The 20576-nt window shown below is 68.4% G+C and carries 12 protein-coding genes; 2 read left to right on the forward strand and 10 right to left on the reverse strand.

Features of this window, described 5'->3' with window-relative positions:
- Positions 1-141: 141 nt before the first annotated feature.
- The 9 genes from OXN85_01015 to OXN85_01055 all read right to left on the reverse strand — a co-directional run bounded on the left by OXN85_01015 (position 142) and on the right by OXN85_01055 (position 16219).
- Positions 142-1188 (reverse strand): hypothetical protein, encoded by a 1047-nt coding sequence (locus OXN85_01015; GenBank protein MCY3598540.1) that lies wholly within the window; start codon positions 1186-1188, stop codon positions 142-144.
- 181 nt (positions 1189-1369) lie between these two features.
- Positions 1370-3271 (reverse strand): bifunctional homocysteine S-methyltransferase/methylenetetrahydrofolate reductase, encoded by a 1902-nt coding sequence (locus OXN85_01020; GenBank protein MCY3598541.1) that lies wholly within the window; start codon positions 3269-3271, stop codon positions 1370-1372.
- Positions 3264-7088 carry a methionine synthase gene (gene metH / locus OXN85_01025; protein MCY3598542.1) on the reverse strand — a complete coding sequence of 1275 codons (3825 nt, stop codon included), beginning with the start codon at positions 7086-7088 and terminating at the stop codon, positions 3264-3266. The genes OXN85_01020 and metH overlap by 8 nt, the downstream gene beginning before the upstream one ends.
- Before the next feature lie 430 nt (positions 7089-7518).
- Positions 7519-10716 carry an efflux RND transporter permease subunit gene (locus tag OXN85_01030; GenBank protein MCY3598543.1) on the reverse strand — a complete coding sequence of 1066 codons (3198 nt, stop codon included), beginning with the start codon at positions 10714-10716 and terminating at the stop codon, positions 7519-7521.
- A complete protein-coding gene (locus OXN85_01035) occupies positions 10713-11906 on the reverse strand; it encodes an acyltransferase family protein (protein ID MCY3598544.1) in 1194 nt (397 codons plus the stop codon). Before OXN85_01035 ends, OXN85_01030 begins: the two co-directional genes overlap by 4 nt.
- 5 nt (positions 11907-11911) lie before the next feature.
- Positions 11912-12115 carry a hypothetical protein gene (locus OXN85_01040; protein ID MCY3598545.1) on the reverse strand — a complete coding sequence of 68 codons (204 nt, stop codon included), beginning with the start codon at positions 12113-12115 and terminating at the stop codon, positions 11912-11914.
- A 73-nt stretch (positions 12116-12188) separates the two neighbouring features.
- On the reverse strand, positions 12189-13355 hold the full coding sequence (locus OXN85_01045; GenBank protein ID MCY3598546.1) for a site-specific integrase: 1167 nt from the start codon (positions 13353-13355) through the stop codon (positions 12189-12191).
- A gap of 330 nt (positions 13356-13685) precedes the next feature.
- Positions 13686-14906: a hypothetical protein gene (locus tag OXN85_01050; GenBank protein MCY3598547.1), complete on the reverse strand. Its 1221-nt coding sequence runs from the start codon at positions 14904-14906 to the stop codon at positions 13686-13688.
- Positions 14907-14977: 71 nt separating this feature from the next.
- Positions 14978-16219 (reverse strand): 6-bladed beta-propeller, encoded by a 1242-nt coding sequence (locus OXN85_01055; protein MCY3598548.1) that lies wholly within the window; start codon positions 16217-16219, stop codon positions 14978-14980.
- A gap of 373 nt (positions 16220-16592) precedes the next feature.
- Here OXN85_01055 and OXN85_01060 point away from each other — a divergent pair, with 373 nt between their 5' ends.
- Positions 16593-17750 carry a 6-bladed beta-propeller gene (locus OXN85_01060; GenBank protein ID MCY3598549.1) on the forward strand — a complete coding sequence of 386 codons (1158 nt, stop codon included), beginning with the start codon at positions 16593-16595 and terminating at the stop codon, positions 17748-17750.
- 134 nt (positions 17751-17884) lie between these two features.
- Positions 17885-18115: a hypothetical protein gene (locus tag OXN85_01065; protein ID MCY3598550.1), complete on the forward strand. Its 231-nt coding sequence runs from the start codon at positions 17885-17887 to the stop codon at positions 18113-18115.
- A 311-nt stretch (positions 18116-18426) separates the two neighbouring features.
- Here the strand turns inward: OXN85_01065 and OXN85_01070 are convergent.
- Positions 18427-20576: hypothetical protein (locus OXN85_01070; protein ID MCY3598551.1), on the reverse strand; the 2150-nt coding region annotated here is incomplete at its 5' end.

Here is a 20576-nt window from a genome sequence, read left to right on the forward strand (position 1 = left end):
CTGCGGGTGGATCTCGCGCGGGCGCTGAACGGCCCGGATCCCCGGTACCGGTTTCATGTGCACGTGGATGCGATCATGTAGTGGTCCGGCGAGCGGCCTGCTGCCGAACCGAAACCTCCACTCGTGGCCCGATGGGACTTTTCAGGAGCCGATCCCGAGTCCCGAGATGTCGTACCAGTCGATGGCCCGCTCGGCGATCCCGTCCGGTCCGGGTGCCCGTTCAACCAGAGCGGCGAACGTCGCACCGAAGAGGTCGTAGCCCAGGAGACGGTCCCGAATCCTGACTGTCCCGGCGTACGCGGTGCCGACCCATACGTCAAGGTACGAGTAGAGGTCGCGGTCGCGCGTGGTGGCGACCCACAGGCGGCCCTCGCTATCGAAATCGAAGGGGATACCCCTGAGGAACCACATCTTGGGGTCTTCGCGATATCCTGCCGCGTATGGCTCCATGGCCGACCGCGCCACCGCAACGCCTCCGGCCGCTTGCGCCATCGTTCCCGACAGCCGCGCCAACCCCTCCAGGTAATCGTCCACATCCCTCTGGTTGGGCAGTTCCTCGACATAGGTAGGCGACGGGACGACCGTGGCCGTGGTGTCATCCCGGTGTTCGAAGAAGACCAGGAGTTCCTGGCACGCACGAAAGACGTAGCCGCCACGGGGATCGGGCCTGCCGAGAATGATCGGACCGCACTCGATTTCGGCTGCTTCCGTGATGCCGGACCGTTCCCACACGACTTCCCCGGATTCGAGGTCGATCTCCATATGGGCGGGTCTCAACATGTCCTCGGGCGACTCGGTCGAGAGTTCCGAGAAATCCATGTTCTTGAAGTGGTCGGTTCCGAAAACCCGTGTTCCCCAAAGCCCGTCGGGAGAAAAAGCGCCTGGCATCGATACGGTGGACTCGTAGGTTCCGTCGGTGGAGAAGAAAGTGAGCCGGTCGAGCCTCAGGTCGACGACTGCGAGAGCTCCATCCGGGCCACGTTCCACGCCCGCCAGCGTCCGGAATTCCCCCGGCCCGTCTCCCTCACGGCCAAACACGCCCACGATTGCGCCTGAGCGCTCGCCGCAGTGGACCTGGAACTCGAAGGAGTTGATGACACAGGCGAGATCTTCGGTGACGAGCGCAATGTCGTCGTTGTAGCTCAGCGGCGCCGGGGACGACGCGACGGGCTCCAGCGTGGTGACCAACTCTTCGCCGGATGGCGCATCACTCGACTGTTGCCAGCATCCGAGCATGGAAGTGGCCAGACAAGCGAGAGCGAAGGCGAGTCTCGGACGCATTTTGGTTCCTGTCAGGGACATTGGCCCCAGGCTGGCGAGGGACGGAGCGAATCGGACAACTATATTGTTAGTAGTGTCCGGCGGGGTGTCAATCGCCACCCACCCCCTCCAACACCCCCACCGCCGCCGCCACCCCCGGCCCCCGGTGCGCGGCGACCTCCACTCCCGCGACCTTCCCCGCCAGCGCCGCCACCGTCTCTCGCGCGATCGCGATTCCCTCCGCGGCGGCATGCTCCGCGCCTCGCCCGTCCGCCCGCCGCATCCGCTCCACCACCCTGTCCGGCAGGACCACGCCCGGCACCTCGTGCTTGAGGAACTCGGCGTGGCGGAGCGAGCCGAGCGGCTGGATCGCGGCCACCACCGGGATCCCAGGGCCACCGCCTCCGTCCCCGGGCCCACCGCCGCCGTCCCCGGGGCCACGGCCGCCGTCCCCGATCCCCGCCAGGAACTCGAGCAGGTGCTCGGCGTCGAAGACCGGCTGCGTCACGGCAAAGTGCGCGCCGGCGTCGACCTTCCAGCGGAAGCGGCCCAGTTCGCGCGCGGGATCGCGGGTGCCCTGGCGGAGCGCCACGCCCACGACGAACCCGGGAGGCGGGCCGATGTCGTTGCCCGACGGATCGACCCCGCGGTTCATCGCGGTGACCACGTTGGTGAGGCCGATCGAGTCCACGTCGACCACGGACCTGTAGTCGGGGTAGGGGGCGGCGCCGGGCGGGTCGCCGGTCAGGAGAAGCACGTTGCGCACGCCGGATGCCGCCGCGCCCAGGAGGTCGCTGATCATGCCGAAGAGCGTGCGGTCGCGGCAGGTGTAGTGCGCCAGCGGCTCGGCCGTGCACGAAGTCCCGATCAGGCCGGCCAGCGCGAGCACGCTCAGGCGGGCGGTGCGGCGATCCTCGTGGATACCGATCACGTCGGCTCCGGCCTCGGCCAGCGCGCGGCAGTCGTCGAGCATCCGCGACGTGTCCCATCCCCGGGGCGGAAGAACCCTGACCATGGTCACGAAGTCACCCCGTGCCAGAAGCCGGCCGAGTTCCGAGCGCGACGCCAGCGGGGGAGGGGACTTGCGCGCAGCTGGCTCGCCCACCGAGCGGACCACCCGGACCGAGGTGCGCTGCGGCTGGATCGCCCCCACCGCGTCGGCGATGCTGCGGATGTGTTCGGGGGTCGTGCCGCAGCAGCCGCCCACGAGCCGCGCGCCTGCCTCGATGGCGCGCCGGGCGTACTGCGCCATGTACCCGGGCTCGCTGACGTAGATCTTCCGGTCGCCGACGGCGCGAGGCAGCCCCGCGTTGGGGACCGCCGCGAGCGGCAGCCGGGTGACCTCGGCCATCCGTTCCAGGCCCTCCAGGATGACCGCGGGCCCCACCGAGCAGTTCAGCCCCACCGCATCGGCGCCCCACGCCTCGGCCGCGCGCGCCGCCTGTCCGGCCGTCGTGCCGTATTCGGTGACGCCGTCCTCGCCCACCGTCACCTGTGCGATCACGGGCAGATCGCAGCGCGCCCGCACCGCGCGGAACGCCTGCCGGAGCTCGACCAGGTCGGCAAACGTCTCAAGCACGAAGCCGTCGACGCCGCCCGCCAGAAGCCCGTCCACCTGCCGTCCGAAGTAGTCGCGCGCCTCTTCCAGCGAGGTCGGGCCCAGCGGCTCGAGCCGGACACCCAGCGGTCCGATGGCGCCTGCCACCGCGGCGCGCCCCGACGCTGTCCGCACGGCGATCCCGGCGGCCAGCGCGTTGAGCTCTTCGGTCCGCTCGTCCAGCCCGTGCGAGGACAGCTTGACCGGGTTCGCGCCGAACGTATTCGTCTCGATGATCTCGGCGCCGGCCCGGATGTACTGCTCGTGCACGCCCTCGACCAGGTCGGGGTGCGTGTCGTTCAGCTCGTCGTAGCAGACGTTCAGGAAGACGCCGCGGGTGTAGATCATCGTGCCCATCGCGCCGTCCATCACGTGAACGCGCTCGCCGGCGAGCATCTCCCGCAGGTCAGCCACGTGGGGTCTCCGCCGTCAGGTTCGGATTCAGCCATTGCGTGGCCCGGTCCACACTTATTCCCTTACGCTTTGCGTAGTCGTTCAACTGGTCCCCGGCGATCCGGCCCACCCCGAAATAGAAGCTCCCGGGGTGTCCGATGTAGAGGCCCGAGACCGACGCGGCGGGCATCATCGCGCAGGTTTCGGTCAGCGACACGCCGATCCGGTCGGCGTCCAGCAGGCGGAAGAGCGTCCGCTTTTCGGAGTGGTCGGGCGAGGCGGGATAGCCCGGGGCAGGCCGGATGCCGGCGTATTCCTCGGCGATGAGCTGGCTGTTCGTGAACGACTCGTCCGGCGCGTAGCCCCAGAACTCGCGGCGCACGCGTTCGTGCATGCGCTCGGCGAAGGCTTCCGCGAGCCGGTCGGCCAGCGCCTTAGTGAGGATGCTCTGGTAGTCGTCGCCCGCGGCCTCGAATTCGGCGCACAGTTCGGCCACACCCTCACCGGCGGTCACCACGAACGCGCCCACGTAGTCGGCCACGCCGGAGCACTCGGGGGCCACGAAATCGGCCAGGCAGAGGCTGGCGCGGCCGTCGCGCTTGGCGAACTGCTGCCGCAGACAGTGGAAGGTTGCGAGCGGGGTGTCGCGCGATTCGCTGTCCCAGACAGCTATGTCATCGCCCACCGCATTGGCATGCCAGAGGCCGACGACAGCCCTCGCCGCCAGCAGCCGTTCGCGCCGGATCCGCCCGAGCAGCGCGCGCGCGTCCTCGTACACGCTCGTCGCCTGCTCGCCCACCTCCGGGTCCGAGAGGATGGCCGGGAACTTGCCCTTCAGGTCCCACGCCCGGAAGAAGGGCGTCCAGTCGATCCGCGAGATCAGTTCGTCGAGGTCGTAGGAGTGGGACGAGAGCGCAGATCTCGGCGACGCCGACGCGCCATGCCCGGACGCCACCCCTTCGGCCCCGTCGCGAGGGAAGGTTCGCGTTCCCGTGAACGTCGGCCGCACCGGCGCATGGCGGCCCCAGTCGAGCTGCAGACGGTTGGCGCGCGCGACCTCGATCGTCAGCAGCGGCGCGCGCTTGCCCGGCCCGGCCCGCCGCCTGCGAATGCCCTCGTACTCCTCTCGGATCGCGGCCGTGTACGCCGCCCGGCTGCCACGGTCGAGCAGCTTGCCGGCCACCGTGACGCAGCGGGACGCATCCAGCACGTGGACGGTGGCGCCGGAATAGCGCGGCTCGATCTTGACGGCGGTGTGGACGCGCGAGGTCGTGGCGCCGCCGATCAGGAGCGGCTGGGTCATGCCCGTGCGCTCCATCTCGTTGGCGACGTGCACCATCTGGTCGAGGCTCGGCGTGATCAGCCCGGAAAGCCCGATCAGGTCGGCGTCCACCTCGCGGGCCTTCTCCAGGATGTTTTCGGCGGGGGCCATCACGCCCAGATCGAACACTTCGTAGTTGTTACACTGGAGCACGACGCCGACGATGTTCTTGCCGATGTCGTGCACGTCGCCCTTGACGGTCGCCATGACGATGCGGCCGGCGGATCGGGGGCCGGACTCGCGGGCGGCCCCGGCCTCGCTGTCGCCCGACGCGCCATCTCCGTCCTCCGCCCCCTCCGCCTCCCCCAACCCCTTCTCGCGCTCCAGGAACGGCACCAGGTACGCCACCGCGCGCTTCATCACGCGGGCGCTCTTGACCACCTGCGGCAGGAACATCCTGCCGTCGCCGAAGAGGTCGCCGACGGTGTTCATTCCGGCCATCAGCGGCCCCTCGATCACGTGCAGCGCCCGCTTTGCCCCGGCGCGCGCCTCCTCGGTGTCCTCCTCGATGAAGTCCGTGATTCCGTGCACGAGCGCGTGCTGCAGGCGCTGTCCGGCGGGTGCGTCGCGCCAGGACAGGTCCTCGACGTCGCCCGCCGCGCTCCCCCGGTATCTGCCGGCGAGCTCGGTCAGGCGCTCGGTGGCCCCGGCGTCGCGGTTGAAGAGCACGTCCTCGACCGCGGTGAGCAGTTCGTCGGGGATCTCGTCATAGACCGTGATCGCGCCGGCGTTGACGATCCCCATGTCCATCCCGGCGCGCCCCGCGTGGTACAGGAACGCGGAGTGCATCGCCTCGCGCACGCCGTGGCTGCCCCGGAACGAGAACGACACGTTGCTGACCCCGCCGCTCACCAGCGCGTGAGGCAGCGCCTCCTTGATGCGCGCGACCGCGTCGAAGTACGCCACCGCGTACTCGTCGTGCTCGGCGATCCCGGTGGCCACGGCGAAGATGTTGGGGTCGAAGATGACGTCCTCGGGCGGGAACCCCTCCTCCTGCACCAGGATGTCGTACGCGCGCCGCGAGATCTCCACCTTGCGTTCGGCGGTGTCGGCCTGGCCCTCCTCGTCGAAGGCCATGATGATGACGGCCGCGCCGTAGCGCCGGATCAGGCGCGCCTGCTCGCGGAAGGCGTCCTCGCCGTCCTTGAGGCTGATCGAGTTGACCACCGCCTTGCCCTGCACGCACCGCAGCCCGGCCTCGATCACCTCCCAGCGCGACGAGTCGATCATGAACGGGACGCGCGCGATCTCGGGCTCGGCCGCGAGCAGGTTTAGGAAGCGCACCATCGCCGCCTCCGAGTCCAGCATCCCCTCGTCCATGTTGACGTCGATGATCTGCGCGCCGTTGCGGACCTGCTGCAGCGCGACCTCGAGCGCGGCCTCGTAGTCGTCGTCCAGGATGAGGCGCGCGAAGCGCTGCGACCCCGTGACGTTGGTGCGCTCGCCCACGTTCACGAAGAGCGACTCGGGCCCGATGGTGAGGGGCTCCAGGCCGGAGAGACGGGTGCGGACGGGGGGCTCGGGCACGCGGCGGGGCTCGACGCCCTCGACGGCGGCCGCGATCGCCGCGATGTGCTCCTCCGTGGTCCCGCAGCACCCGCCCACGAGGTTGAGGAAGCCGGAGCGCGCGAAGTCGCCCATGGTGGCGGCTATGTCCTCGGGGGTCAGGTCGTAGCCGCCGAACTCGTTGGGCAGGCCGGCGTTGGGGTGGCAGCTGACCGGGTACTCGCTGACCGTGGACAGCTCCTGCAGGTAGGGGCGCAGCTGGTCGGGGCCGAGGGCGCAGTTCAGGCCGAAGGCGACCGGGGACGCGTGACGGAGCGAGTTGTAGAAGGCCTCGGGGGTCTGGCCGGTGAGCGTGCGGCCGCTCTGGTCGGTGATGGTGCCGGAGATCATGAGCGGGAGGCGGCTGCCGAGTGCGTCGAACACCTCCAGGATCGCGAAGACGGCCGCCTTGGCGTTCAGGGTGTCGAAGATGGTCTCGACCATGAGAATGTCCGCGCCGCCTTCGATTAGCGCGCGGGCCTGTTCGGCGTACGCCGCGCGCAGTTGCTCGAAGGTGACCTGGCGGGCGCCGGGGTCGTTCACGTCGGACGAGATCGATGCCGTGCGGTTCATCGGGCCGAGGATCCCGGCCACGTAGCGGGGGCGGTCGGGGGTGCGTGCCGTGAATTCGTCGGCGGCTGCGCGCGCGATTCGGGCCGACGCGCGATTGATGTCGCCGACCGCGTCCTCTACGCCGTAATCCGACATCGGCACCCGCGTCGAGGAGAAGGTGTTCGTCTCGATGATGTCCGCGCCCGCCTCGAGGTAGGCGCGGTGGATCCCGCCGATGATGTCGGGGCGCGTCAGGCTGAGGAGGTCGTTGTTGCCGAGCAGCGGATGGGGGTGCGCGCGGAAGAGGTCGCCGCGAAAGTCGTCCTCGCCGAGGTCGTGGCGCTGGATCATGGTACCCATCGCGCCGTCGAGCACCAGGATGCGGTCGGCGAGGAGCTGCTCGATGGGGGGTCTGGTCACCTGGTGTCCCGCACTTCCCGCCAGTCCGCCCGTGCGGAAGGACCGACCCCTGTCCAGCGGGCCTGTGGTCCTCCCGGCGGGCGTGGCTTTTTAGCTGTTCGCTGGCCGCAATATGCCACAAATCGCCTTGACTGTCGGCTCACCGCCGGTAAATGGCGGAGGCCGTTGTAGTTGCAACGATAGCGGAAACGGTGGGGGGATTCCAGCCGGGGAACCAGCCGGGTGCATCGGTGTGGAGGGCCCCATCGCAACCCGTCGTGCTGTTGGTTTAGTTTAGGTCGTATCCTGTACTAAGAGCCGCACGACGTTATACACTGCGCACTGTTCACTCACGCTTGAGGACTGACTGCGGGCTCGTTTTCGTCGGGATGCCCACCTCACGGTCGTGAGTATATGAGTATATGAGTATGTGAGTAGCGACAGTCCGTACTCAGGCCGGCGCCACCCGCTCCTTCCGTCCCATCTGTAGCGTCGCGAGCGCCGGAACGATCACCATCAGCACGCCGGTCGCGGCGATGATTCCGAAGCCGAGTGAGGCCGCCATGGGGATCAGGAAGCGCGCCTGCAGGTCCTGCTCCAGAATGAGGGGGGCGACGCCCAGGAAGGTGGTCAGCGAGGTCAGGAAGATCGGGCGGAAGCGCGCCTTGGCGCCGCCGATGATGGCTTCGCGGACGGGCATGCCCGCGCGCCGCCGCTCGCCGATGAAGTCGATCATGACGATGGAGTCGTTGACGACCACGCCGCTGAGCCCCACAAAGCCGAAGATCGAGGTGGCGGCGATCTCGAACCCAAGCAGCAGGTGTCCCAGCACCGCGCCCACCAGGCCGAACGGGATCGCGGCCATCACGATCAGGGGCCGGACGTACGAACGGAACGGGATCGCCAGCAGCGCGTAGATCGCGAACAGCGCGAGAGCGAAGCCGATGCCGAGAGCTCCCATCGACTCGGCCACCTCCTGGCGCTCGCCGGCGAACGAGTGCTCGAGGCCGGGATCCCGGGCCGACATTTCCTCCAGGACCGCGTCCAGCCGCTGAATCGCCGCCGGTGTTGCGGGACCCTGCGCGTCGGCCGTGACGGTTGCGACGCGGCTGCCGTCCTGGCGCCGGATCACAATGGGCGAATTCGCGAACCGTGCCGTCGCGACCTGGCCGAGGTGGACCGCCCCTCCCTCGGCCGTGCGCAGCTGGTAGGTCTCAAGATCGGCGATGGCGTCGCGTTCGTTTTCGGGAAGCCGTGCGTAGACCCGGACCTCCTCCCGGCCCCGCTGCAGCCGCACCACCTCCTCGCCGAAGAACGCGGCGCGGACCTGGCGGGCAAGGTCGTCGAGCGTGATTCCCACCGTCCGGGCCTCCGGCCTCAGGTCGAGCTGAATCTCACCAACGCCTTGGTCCTGGTCCGACCGGACGTCGAAGACGCCCGGCCACCCGCGCAGGAGCCCTGCGACGGTATCGGCCACCGCGGTCAGGCGACTCGGTTCCGGGTGCACGAGTTCCACATGCACAGGCCGGCCCAGGTCGACGAGATTCGCGCTGAAGGACAGGCTGCGGTGGCCTGCGATCGTCGCGGCTTCCTCCCGCCAGGCGTCCTCGAACGCCGAAGCGGCGATCGTGCGGAGCTGGGCGTCGAGGAGCCTGAACTGCACGGTCGCGATGTTGGCGCGGGGCACCGACTCCGGATCCCCACCGGAATCCACGATGGCCGCCCCGAGCGTTGCCGGTGCACCCCCCAGAGTGACTGCAACGCCGGTCACCAGCGGTTCCGCTCCCTCGGGCCCTCCGGTCGACAATCGGTCGGCCGCCCGGCGTCCGGCGTCCTCCAGCTGCTGGGACACGTTGGCGGTGCGTGCCCGTGGCGTACCTTCGGGCATCTCCAGCGTCGTGGTCACCAGGTTGCCCTCGACGGTGGGCGTAAACGCAACGCCGACGATCCCGGCGGGAACCAGCGCGAGGACGACGATTAGGGTGCCCGCTCCGGCCGCGAGCACGATCCCGGGCCGGGCCGTCGCAAAGCGCAGAAGGCGATCCAGCGGGCCGTTCACGAACCGCTCCAGCGCGCGGTTGACCCTGGCCTGCGCACGCTTGTGAAAGCCATCGGTGGAGCGAGCGCGCGGACCGGGGGAGTCGCCAGCGGAGCGACCGCGCGGACCCGAAGCACCGCCCGCCGGCAGCCCGGAGAGGTGGTGGGGCAGCACCAGCAGCGATTCCAGCAGCGAGAACGCCAACACCGAGATCACGATCACGGGGATCGCCTCGGCCATCGCTCCGACCGAACTGGGGACGAAAAAGAGGGGTACGAAGGCGGCCATCGTGGTCAGAACGCCAAAAACCACCGGTGCGCGCACGCGCCGGGCGCCCCGGATGGCCGCCGCCAGCCCGCCGTGTCCCCGCTCGCGCTCCGCCGCGATGTTCTCGCCCACCACGACCGCGTCGTCCACGACGATCCCGACGGCCAGGATGAATGCGAAGAGGGAGGTCAAGTTGATGGACACGTCGAGCACCGCCATGACGGCCAGGGTCCCGACGAACGAGACCGCGATGCCCGCGGCAACCCAGAACGCAAGCCTGAGGTCCAGGAACAGCGTGAGCACGCCCAGCACCAGCAGGAGTCCCAGGAATCCGTTCTTGAGCATCAGGCCGAGGCGGGCCGCAAGGGGCTCCGCGTCGTTGCTCCAGACATCCACCCCCACCCCCGGCGGCAACCCCGGGGCCACGCTCTCTCGCAGCTGCCGCTCGACGGCTTCGGCGATGTCCAGAACGCGCTCGTTCGCGGTCCTGTAGACCTCGATGAAGGCGGCCGGTTGTCCGTTGTAGCGGCTGACCAGTCCGCCTTCGGCGAAGCCGTCGCGCACCTCGGCGATGTCGCCCAGGCGAACCGTGGTGCCGTCGCCCCTGGCCAGCACGATGATGTCCTCGAAGTCGTGCTGGTTGTAGCTGCGGCCGGCGGTCCGGATTCTGACCTGTTCGCCCGGAGTGTCGATGCTGCCCGCCGACAGCTCCAGCGTACCGCTGCGGACCGCGGCGGCCACGTCCGGCAGCGTAAGGCCCAGCGCGTTCAGACGGCTTGCCGGCACCTCGATCGAGATCTCGTAGTCGCGCACGCTGCTCGTCCGCACGTGTGAAACCGCCGGGAGCGACGAGAGTTCGTCCTCGACGCGGTGGGCCAGCTCCTTGAGGGTCCGTTCCGGGACATCTCCGTAGAGGGCAATCCGCATGACGCTGCGGCGCGACGTCATTTCGGTTACCGCGGGCCGCTCGGCACCCGCCGGGAAGGCCCGGATTCCTTCGACCGCCGCTTTGATATCCTCCAGCGCCCTGTCGGCGTCAGCGGATCCGGCGAGTTCGGCGACAACCGATCCGAGTCCCTCCGAGGCCACCGATTGGATGCTCCTGATGCCCTCGATCGACCGAATCCGCTCCTCGATTCTGCGGACGATCGATTCGTCCACCTCTGCCGGGGACGCTCCCGGGTACGGGACGGAGACCTGAATCCGGTCCAGCGAGTGCTCCGGCAGCACCTCCTGGTCGAGGCTCCCGAGAGAGAAGAGCCCGGCCGCCAGGATCCCCACCATCAGGAGGTTGGCCGCGACGCCGTTGCGGGCCATCCAGGCGATCGGGCCCCCCGCCATCATGTCGCCCTTCTCGGATAGCGGCGCCCGTTCAGCTGTTTCCCAATGAACGTCGGTCGGACCAGGTAGTGGTAGGTCACAAGGATCAGGCCGATAGCCATGACCGATACGAGCACGAACTTGACGATCCCGGGAAGCGGCACGCCCGCCAGCAGAATGGGCAGCAGCATGACGAACGGCACGTGGACGATGTAGATCCAGTACGAGGCGTCCGCCATGTACCGCCAGCGTGGGCTCGGCTTGTTCAGGAAGCGCAGGAACAGTCCGATCAGGCCATACGCCATGAACCACATCGAGAGCGCGAGGAAGACGACCGCCGGCAGGTGTCCCTCGGCAGCCTCCGGGCACGTCCTGTCAGGCCTGGGGGGGCAGCCGAGCTCGAAGAAGTGACGGTACACGAGAAAGCACAGCACTCCGGCGGCGAGCAGAGCCCATGTGGGGCGCTTGAAGCCCTCCAGCGTCTCGCGCTTGCGAAACAGCATCCATCCGAATCCGAAGAACAGGCCGTACAGCGCCAGCTGGCGCGGGGCGGGGAACGGGCCGGCGTAGTAGTCGATCGCCCACGACTCCATCCGGTACAGGATGAGGCCCGCGGCCAGAATCAGCACCACGATGCCTCCGCGGTGCACCCGGCGCTCGAAGAGGTCCATCGCACGGGCGCGCAGGGCTGCGGGAATCCGGGCGGCGAGCGGGCGGATTGCAGTGGCGGCCACGCACAGGATCATCAGGTGGTAGAGGAACCACAGGTGCATGAACAGGTGGTCCAGGGCCCTGGACGAGGTCAGCTCCGCGAGGCTGTAGGCGGCGTTCGGCGGGGTGGCGCTGAACTGGGCGGCGAACGGCACGATGAAGAACATCGTGACCCCAAGGAGGGGCCACGCCACCAGGAACGGCACCCCGATCCGGCTCCACCGGTGCCGCAGGAACTCTCGCGTGCCGCGTGTGTCGAGCAGGTAGGCTGCAAAGAAACCCGCAATCGCGAAGAATACGGGCAGGTTGAACACGCGGATGAAGATGACCACCCAGTAGGAGAGCATGTCGGCCTGGGGGTCTCGATACGGCCATTCGAAGAAGACGACGGGCACGTAGCTGACCGCGGCGTGACGGGCCACCGCGAGCAGCATCATGGCTGCCCGCAGCCGGTCGAGGGAGTGGTAGCGCGGAATGCTCGCCTGTGGCCGGACGCCGGTCACGGGAGCTACACCGTGGCGGCGGCGCTGTGTGCCCGTCGGCGCAGGACGCGGATTCGAAAGTCCATCGGCTGCATGGTCGGGAACGACCTGACGCGCAGCGCGTGGTCGGGCGCGAGCGGCTCCAGTTCGAGTTCTCGCAGTATCGTGGTCATGGTGAGAGCGAGTTGCACCGGGACGAGACCGCTGCCGAGGCATTTGCAATTGGTCACGCATCCTACTGTGACCGCGTGACTTACGGAATTCGGCGATCCGGTTACCGCTGTTTGGTTCCCGCCGTTTGGATCATCGAGCCTCAACCTCGCGGCGACGGCTGTCCAGAGCCGTCCTGAGTTGTACTTCGTCGGCCTGCTGGTAGCAGCGGAGAATGGTCTGTGCCTCCTTCCAGCCGCCGAGATCGCAGAGCACCTTGAGCGGGACGTTCATGAGGTCGGACGCGAACTTCCGCCTCAGCGAGTGCCAGCCACGACCACGCTTGGGTTCGAGTCCGGCCAGCGTCTGGGCCTTCCTCCACCAGTACCCCACGAGCGTCCGGCCCGCGCACTGCGAGGGATCCCTCGGTGCGGGGAGCACCGGCCCGTCGCCGGACCCGGCGCTCAACGCTCGCGCCTCCTCCAGAGCGGCCAACGCCTCGGCGGTCACGGGCGTGGTGTGCTCGTAGCCCGTCTTCTCATGCTTCGCCCGCCACCGCACCGCTTTGCCCACGAAGTCGATGTCGCTCCACCGGAGCTGGCGGATGGCACCGATCCGGTGTCCCGTTTCGTGCGCGAGCACGAGGGCGGTGCGGAACTGCCAGCCCACCTCCGTGGACACCCTCAAGAGTGCGCGGTACTCCTCTTCGGTGAGCACGACCCGGGTGGGGTTCTTCTCGATGGGCTTCCTGAGGCCCTGGAGCGGATTCCTGTCCAGCATCGGGCGACCCCGCTCGTCCTTCGACCTCGCGGCCCAGTTGAGCACCGCCATCAGGAACGCCAAGTCGTATTGGATCGTCCGGTTCGACACGGGCCTGCCCGAGATACCGATCCTGCCCGCGCGCCGCGCCACGATGAACCGGTCCCAGTCCCGCTGGGAAAGCGTCGCCGCTTCGCGGTCCCGTCCGAAGAACCGGAGGAACATCTCCGTTGAAGACCTGTCGTGTCGCCGGGACCGTTCGCCCTTGGTCGGCGTCACCTCCTCACCGTAGCTGTCAAACAGCGTGCCCAGAGTGAGCGGCTCCGGCTCGGCTTCCGCCTTGCCGTTGAGGTCCGGGCCGACGAATCCGGCAGCGAACTCGTCCGCCTGCCGTTTCGCCCTCGCCCAATCGCGGTGACCCAGCGACCGGGTGAGCCTGCGCCCGTTCTCGCGCCACTCCATCTGGAACAGGCCGGTTTTCGGGTCTGGAAACACCCTGACCCTGTTCCGGCCCCACTCGCCGGCGCCGTAGCTCCGGCGGCCTTTTCTCGTGCGTGCCATCGTTCGATTCCTCTCGTTCGATGGACTGCACGATCTGCGCGAATGAAACTTCGCGACGGGGTGGCCCGTCGTCCAGAGTTGGCGCCCCGGCCGGCGTTGGCGCGGGCGCGCCACGGGGGCGCTGGTTTCTGCGGCTTGTGGAGGAGCCAGATGTGTAAACGCTTCACGTTTACTCTGGCCGGGGGTCTCCCCCGGACCCCCGCGTACGCATTCGAGAAGCCGGTTCGTCCGGGGCTGGCTCCCGACACCTGATGGCGGTGACTCTAGCCTACGCCGTGCTGAACAAAACGGGGGCTGCTGCCCATGCTCTGCTCGGGGGGCGTCGCCGGATCAGCGGATCCCTTCCGGCAGACGCTTCACCACGACCGTCTGCACGCCGAGCTCGTCCACTTCCACGAACGCGGCCAGCCCGTCGGGACCGAAGGCACCCGGCATCGACACCTCGTCCGCCGAGAAGGTGCCCAGGTAGCGCCCGTCCGGGGTGAGCACATCGATGGGGCCATCGCTCACCGGCTCGTCGCCCCGGCGCTGGACCCATATGTAACCCTCCCAGCTTGTGCGCAGCCTACGAACCACGGGGATCTCGGGGTAGAACTCCATGGACTCAGCCTGCGAGCGCATCGCATCGGCCATGGTGCTCATCATGGCCCCCCTTTCACCACCGGATCTGCCCGCGCCTAGCGGATCGCCCTCCAGACCCTTGAGGCGGCGCTCCCTCTCGTCCTCGCGAATGCGGTCCGTCACGGGTTCGGGCACAAACGGCCTCGTCAGGACCCGCTCCAGCCTGCCATCGGCACCCACCACCTTGATCGCATAGGCGGACGAATCGGTGTACGCCACTCCACCCCCGGGTAGCGCGCCCGCACTCAGAGGAGGTATGAACCCCGTCGCCTCGCCCGGCGGGAACCATGCGTACGCCACCGTGTCCAAGGCGGCATCGTCGCCGGTCAGATCCACGCGCATGACATGGCGATACTCCGGTTCGGGCACGGTGCCGTCAGCCCGCCCGCGCAGTATGGCAATATCGACGATTCGAACTTCCCCGGTCGCGAGCACGCCTCCCCGCCGGTCCAAGTCCAGACGCGGCATGAAGATCATCGCACCCTCCCGCAGGCGCACCGTACGCTCGAACTCGCCGTCGGGTCCAAACACGGTGAATCGCTGGTTGAAGGCCGCGACGCGCCCGTCGGAGAGCACGGCGATCCGAATCGAAGTGGTGTTGTGCTGATCGAACTCTCCGGGGCCTTGGCCGACGCCTCCCAGTTGCCGCACGAATCCACCCTCCGGGTTCACGACGACGATCCGTGCTCCTTGGGTGTCCACCACGTACAGGTTGCCGACCCGGTCGAACGCCAGGTCGCGCACATTGCCGAAGGTCTCCCAGTCTTCGCCCGCGACAGTCCCAACGCGGTACACCTCCTCGAAGTCCGCTTCGAGGAGGCCGTCCTCCGCGGGCAGCGTGACGACCTGCTGTGCGGCAAGCGGAGCCGCGATCATGGGAACAAGCGACAACGAGAACCATCCCCCGGCGGTGGCCGTCCGACATCTCATGACACGTCTTCTCCTATTTTTCTTGGCGATTCACCGAGTGTGGAGAATCACCCGCCCGATGATTCTGATTCTCACGATACCGAGGCCCTGACGACATAGGGAGCCTCGAACTCATCGACAACCCATGTGTAGATGCTGCCGTGCTGGACCCAGATCGGGCCTGCCGCCTCGAACGCAAGGCGAACGGATCCCAAGTAGTCGCCGTCTTCCGAGTACCGGTCGTAGAAGGCGGGCGCGTCCCTCGGCATGACTCTCTCAACCCAGAGTCTCCCTTCGTCGTCCACGAAGAGACCATCGAGAATGGGCTTGATGTCCGGCATCAGAGCAGCGACCTCGTTCGCCTCCCGGTGGAGATCGGGCCTGTCGTCGATAATGCTCTCGACGTACGCCGTCCGGTCCTCGTCCGTGACCCGTTGGATGGGCAGCCCGGCTTCGATGACCACCAGCGTATCCCCGCCCTCGCCGGTTCGGACGATCCGGTACGACCCCGTGTGCGCGCGCCAGAAGCCACCGGAAGGATTGACCTCGATCAACTCGGCTGCCTCGTGGGGAAGAGGCAGGAAGCCCCAGCCCGCAGGAGTGGAGTATGCGTATGACCGAAAGCTGGCCTCACCGACGTAGACGGAGTCGGTGGCTCCGCTGGACAGGTCATACGACTTGTAGTACCACCGCTCGCTCCACGAACTCAGTCCGGGCGGGGGTGGGAAGCCCGGGTCGTCTTCTCCATGAGTGGTCGTCCGCCAGTAGCGGCCCCGATGGTCGAACACACCGTCCCAGATGGGTCCGAAGCTCATGACGGGGTTTACGAACCGGCGTATCTCCGCGCCGGTGGGATCAACTCCGATAATCGTCCACTGCCTGGTGTCGTGGATCCACAGGAGAGTGTCTCCGGAAAGGAGGATGCCGTTGGCGCCACCGATCTCGCCCGGCCCCTCGCCGCGCCTCGCGATCGTCCGCTGGTACCCGCCGCTGGAATCGAAGACGCGGACCTCCGCGGCCTGTTGGTCCAGCACGTAGATGGTCCCGTCGCTGGCCGCCTGCACGCCTCGAACGTCGCCGAAGGTCACGTTCGGGTCGTCCCCCTCAAGGGATCCGAACTTGAGGTCCACACGCGCCCCGATGACTGCCGGGCCGACGGAGTCCACGGCGGGGAGGGTTGGGTAGCGGACGAGGACGGCACCGTTCGGAAGCGTCTCGCGAGTCGGGGTGTCGGATGCCGGTTCCGGTTCGCAGGAGGTGAGCGCGGTGAGTAGCAAGGGGACGTGAATGATGGACGGGCGGGGCCTGTAGAGGGCGACGTCTTGGCGGAACATGTCCGACCCTTCTGACGGGAGATTGCAACGGGCACCGTAACCGATTCGGGCAAGCAGAAGATACGGTTCGCCTTCGCGGACTGCCACGGCCTCCTGCCTCGGCGTCCCACTTGGGGGTGCTTCGCCGCATCCCTACTCCAGAACGGGATTCCGTGCGACCCGGGGGACGCTGGCGGACGCAAATCGGTCGGGCGGAGGTTGCGGGAGGCTGGGGTTCAGCGGTTGAGGCCGCGACCGCAGTGCTTCGTGGCCGGGCGATGCCAGTACCAGCAGTTCCAACCAACGCCATATCGACTCCCGTGTGCAACGTGACGCCCGCTCAGGCCGTCTAAACAAGTGTGCTGGCGTCCCCAAGCTCTTGGAGTCCCGACCGATGAACGAACATTCCCGCGCTGCCGCTTCGATGTCCGTGCCCCTGCTGCTGGCACTCTGCTTCGGTGTAGGCTGTTCGGAGGGAGGCATCGAACGCTCACCGGATGGTGTCCCGACCTTCCGCGGCACGGTAGATCTGGAGTTCGGGGAGATCGAAGGTGAAGATCCCTATCTCTTCACCCGGATCGAGTCGATCGTCGAGGACACGGGCGGGAGGCTGATCGTCGCAGACCTCCAGTCGCACGAGGTGCGGGTCTTCGGTTCCGAGGGCGACTTCCTGTTCCGCTTCGGTGGTCCGGGCGAGGGACCGGGTGAACTGACGCAACCCTGTTGCCTCGCGTTCGGGCCGGACGGCAAGCTCTGGGTGCGCGAGAGTACCCGATACAGCGTGTTCCGGCTGGACGGGGGGAATGCGGAATACGATGGTGGAGCGAGGATCGCTCACGTGGGCATTGGCATGGTTGCCCCGATCACCTTCGATGCCGAGGGTCGGCTTGTCGATATCGGATCACTGATGACCGAGGACGGGGGTGGCACTGCGCGCTTTCATCACGGTTTCGACGGGGCTGTGGACACGGTACTGATGGCGGGTCCGGAGAAGTACGCGATGGGCTCGACCACGGTCGAGCGTATGATCGGCGACACTCCGGTAGGCTTCTTCGTCTACCAACCGTTCGGCCCGCTGTGGCTTCACGCTCACAGCCCCAGCGGCGCGTGGGCCGAAGCGGTCACCTCCGAGTACTCGGTCACGCTCCACCACCCGGATGGGACTGTTTCGCGTGTCGAGGGACCACAGGCGCTTGGCCCTCCGCTCAGCCCGTCGGACCTTGAATGGGCGCAGGCTTCCATTGACCGCGACCTCCAGCGGTTCGATCTCCGGAACCATCCCTTTGAGATTCCCGACCGCAAGCCGCCGCTTGCCGACATCTTCTTTGATCGATCCGGTCGCTTGTGGGTCGAGAAGACGGGTATCGACGGGGAGGAGATGCGCGAAGCCGATGTATACGCCGGGTCCGCTCTGGTGGCGCGGTATCGATGGCCGCGCCGCGTCAGCGTGGGAGATGTTCCCTGGGTCACTGAATCGGTGCTGTACGGCACCACAAGGGACTCGCTTGACGTACGGCGCGTCGCGCGAGTGCGGTTCGAGCCCGGTTCCTGACGTCGCGCCGTGGCGGGGGACCAGTTCGTATTTCGGGTTGGATGGTGGAAGACTAGATTGCTCGGGAGTCGCGGGGGGTCCCGTGACAGCACCGCGCCGTGCACCACGGATGAAACTGGGGGCCGGTCCATACCGTGAGCGATAGCGGAGTCATCGGGCAAGCGTACGGGCGGAAGATCCACGCCCGCGAGGTGGTCGCTATCGACGAAGCCGGGGACGGGCTGTGTTGGGTCCGGCTAACCCGGTTCGGCCACGAATGGCTCCTGATTCGCTCCGACGCCCGCGACGTGTCGCGCGCGGTGCGGAAGCTCCGCCAGATTCCGGCGGGCGAGCAGTCGGAACGGTTCCCGGAGGTAGGGCCATGAGCTATAGCGGCGCACTCGTCGCCGGCGATCCCGGCGCGCATCGGCGCGTCCGTTTCCGGGGGATCGAAGGGGGGCGGCAGCCACCCTCGCCAGCACCTTTGTACCCACAAGGGGTAGTCGGAATCGCCGAGGCTCACATCACGGCGGGAGACCACGTAAGTCTAACTGGGACTGCACGATCTGCCATTCCTGCCGTTGAGCAAGACCTGGTTCCGTTGTTTCGGGATGGCCGGAATCACGGAGTCGTTTGGCGGGAGTCCGGCCTTCGTTTTCCGTGCGACCAACCAGCGGCTCGGCGCGGTGTTGGGAGGTCAGAACTTGAAGTCGACTCCGATCTTGAGGCCGAGGTTGCCGGGCTGTCCGGGCATCCGGTTGCGCGATCCCTCGATGCCGAGGCGGAGGGTCTGGCTGACGCTGTACCGGCTGCCGAACGACCATGCACGGGTCCGGCCATCCGCCGAGATGCGGGTGTAGCTGTCGAGCGCGCCTCCGCCGCCGGGGCTCCTGAGCCCGTAGCCGGCTTCGGCGTCGAGCCGCCAGTCCCGTCCCGTGCCGGGCGTCATTGCGTGTAGCGTTCCGCCGTCCATGAGTCCGTGGATGCCGCTCTGGTCCTGTCCGTGGCGGGGGCTGACCGCCAGCCGGAACCCTTCGCCCCTAGTCCCGGGATCGAAGGCGAGCCTGAGCGCGGCGCCCCATTCGCGGTGTGGGCCGGCCCCGAGGCCGAGCCTTCCACGGAGGTCGAGGTCGAGCCCGTGCGCGGCGTAGCCGATCGAGGCCCCGGTCTCGGCGCCGCCGCCCGTGTCGGCGTCGCCGCCGTCGTAGCGCACCCCCGCCTGGGCGGCGAGCTTGAGTCCTCCGGCCGTCCATGACGCTTCAAGCAGGGCGCGTGCGCGCGCGGCCGAGCCTTCCCGCTGGCCGTCTTCGGCGCTCATTCCGACCGTGAACGCGTCGCCGTTGAGCGCGAGTCCGAACGCCCCGCTGCGTGCGAGCGGCACCTTGACGCCGCCCAAGAGCATGCGGAGCGACGCCCCGGTGTCCCCGTGGCGTTCGTCGTCTTGGACATCCCCGCTCCCGTACCCGGCCATCGCCCACAGTCCGATCCTCGGGGACGGCTGGACGAACAGGTAGGGGTGCACGCTGCTCATGGCGTGTCCGAGCGAGCCCTTGGTGGATCGGTGGCCGTAGTCGAGGTCGCCGTCGCTGCGCATGAGCGACACCCCGAGGAGCGTCGAGGAACCGATGCGGGCGTCGGCGCCGACGGCGAGCGCGCGCAGGCCGCCGTCGTAGTCGATGCCGGGCTCGCCCCGGAACGACTGCGCGGAACCTTCGGCCCATAGCCCGATCCCGGGCCGCCCCTGGGCGGACTGCGGCCCGAGCGCGGTGGCGAACGAGAGGCTCGGCAACAGGCGCCGGGCGGCTTCCCGCCCGGTCGGCAGATCGACCGATCCGGATCGGCGTGCCATGTCGGCCGCCGAGGAAGCGCCCAAGGGCGCGCCGGTGAGCGAGGCGAGGGTGCCGGCGGCGCGTCCGGCCCACTCCGCCGCCGATCCGGGCACGCCGGTGCCTGAACCGCCTCCCGTGGGCCGCATGACGGCGTCGATGCGCGCGCCGACGGCTTGGCGCGCGCCCTCGGCCACGGCGCGCCCGAAGACGGCGAGTCCGACCTCGAACGTCTCGTCCCGGAGCAGGCCGGCGTCGCGGTCCGCGATGTCGACCGTGGCGGAGGCGACGGTGCCAGCGCTCACGGCTTCGGGCAACGCGCCGAACCCGAGCGCGAGGAGGCCGGACCCGGACCCGGCCGGAACTTCGAGCGTGACCGCCGCGAGCGAGTCGCCGGGCTCGAACACGACGGAGTCGGGCAACATGGATTCCACGGAAGAGGCGTGAGTGGCCGTGAGCGGCACGGCCACCCGCCGATCGGCGGCGGGGCTCACCCGCAGCGCGATCTCGGTCCCCGGCCCGCCCGCGACCGCCGCGTACTCCGCCTGGGCGTACTCGACCTCAAGCTCGGTCTTTGAACCGTCCTCGACCACGGCTCGGGAGACCCGGTCCCCGGCGGTTGCCGCGACGATGATCCGCGTGGTCGCCGGTACGCCGACCGCCACCCCTTCGGGCAGGTCGCCGAACCGGACCGCGAGCGTGTCTCCGGCCGAGAGGCCGGCGGTGCCGACGGCCAGGGTGCTCGTACTCGCTCCGGTCTGGAACGTGACGGTGTGCTTGCCGTCTCCGGCCACGACCTCGACGGCGAGCGCCGAGGAGGCGGCGGGCGACAGGAGCACGGCGACATCGGCGGACCCTCCCGCCGCGGCCGTGTAGCTCTCCGCGCCGAACGAGACGACCGGCGTGGTCGCGCCGACGACCATCACGGCCGGGCTCTCCGCCCGCTTGCCCGGACCGTGGCCGTCCGTGTAGGTGAACACGGCGCGCAGGTACTTGCCCTCGTCGGCTTCGGTCGGGGTGT

Origin of the sequence: Candidatus Palauibacter australiensis (genome assembly GCA_026705295.1) — a bacterium.
Lineage (GTDB): Bacteria > Gemmatimonadota > Gemmatimonadetes > Palauibacterales > Palauibacteraceae > Palauibacter > Palauibacter australiensis.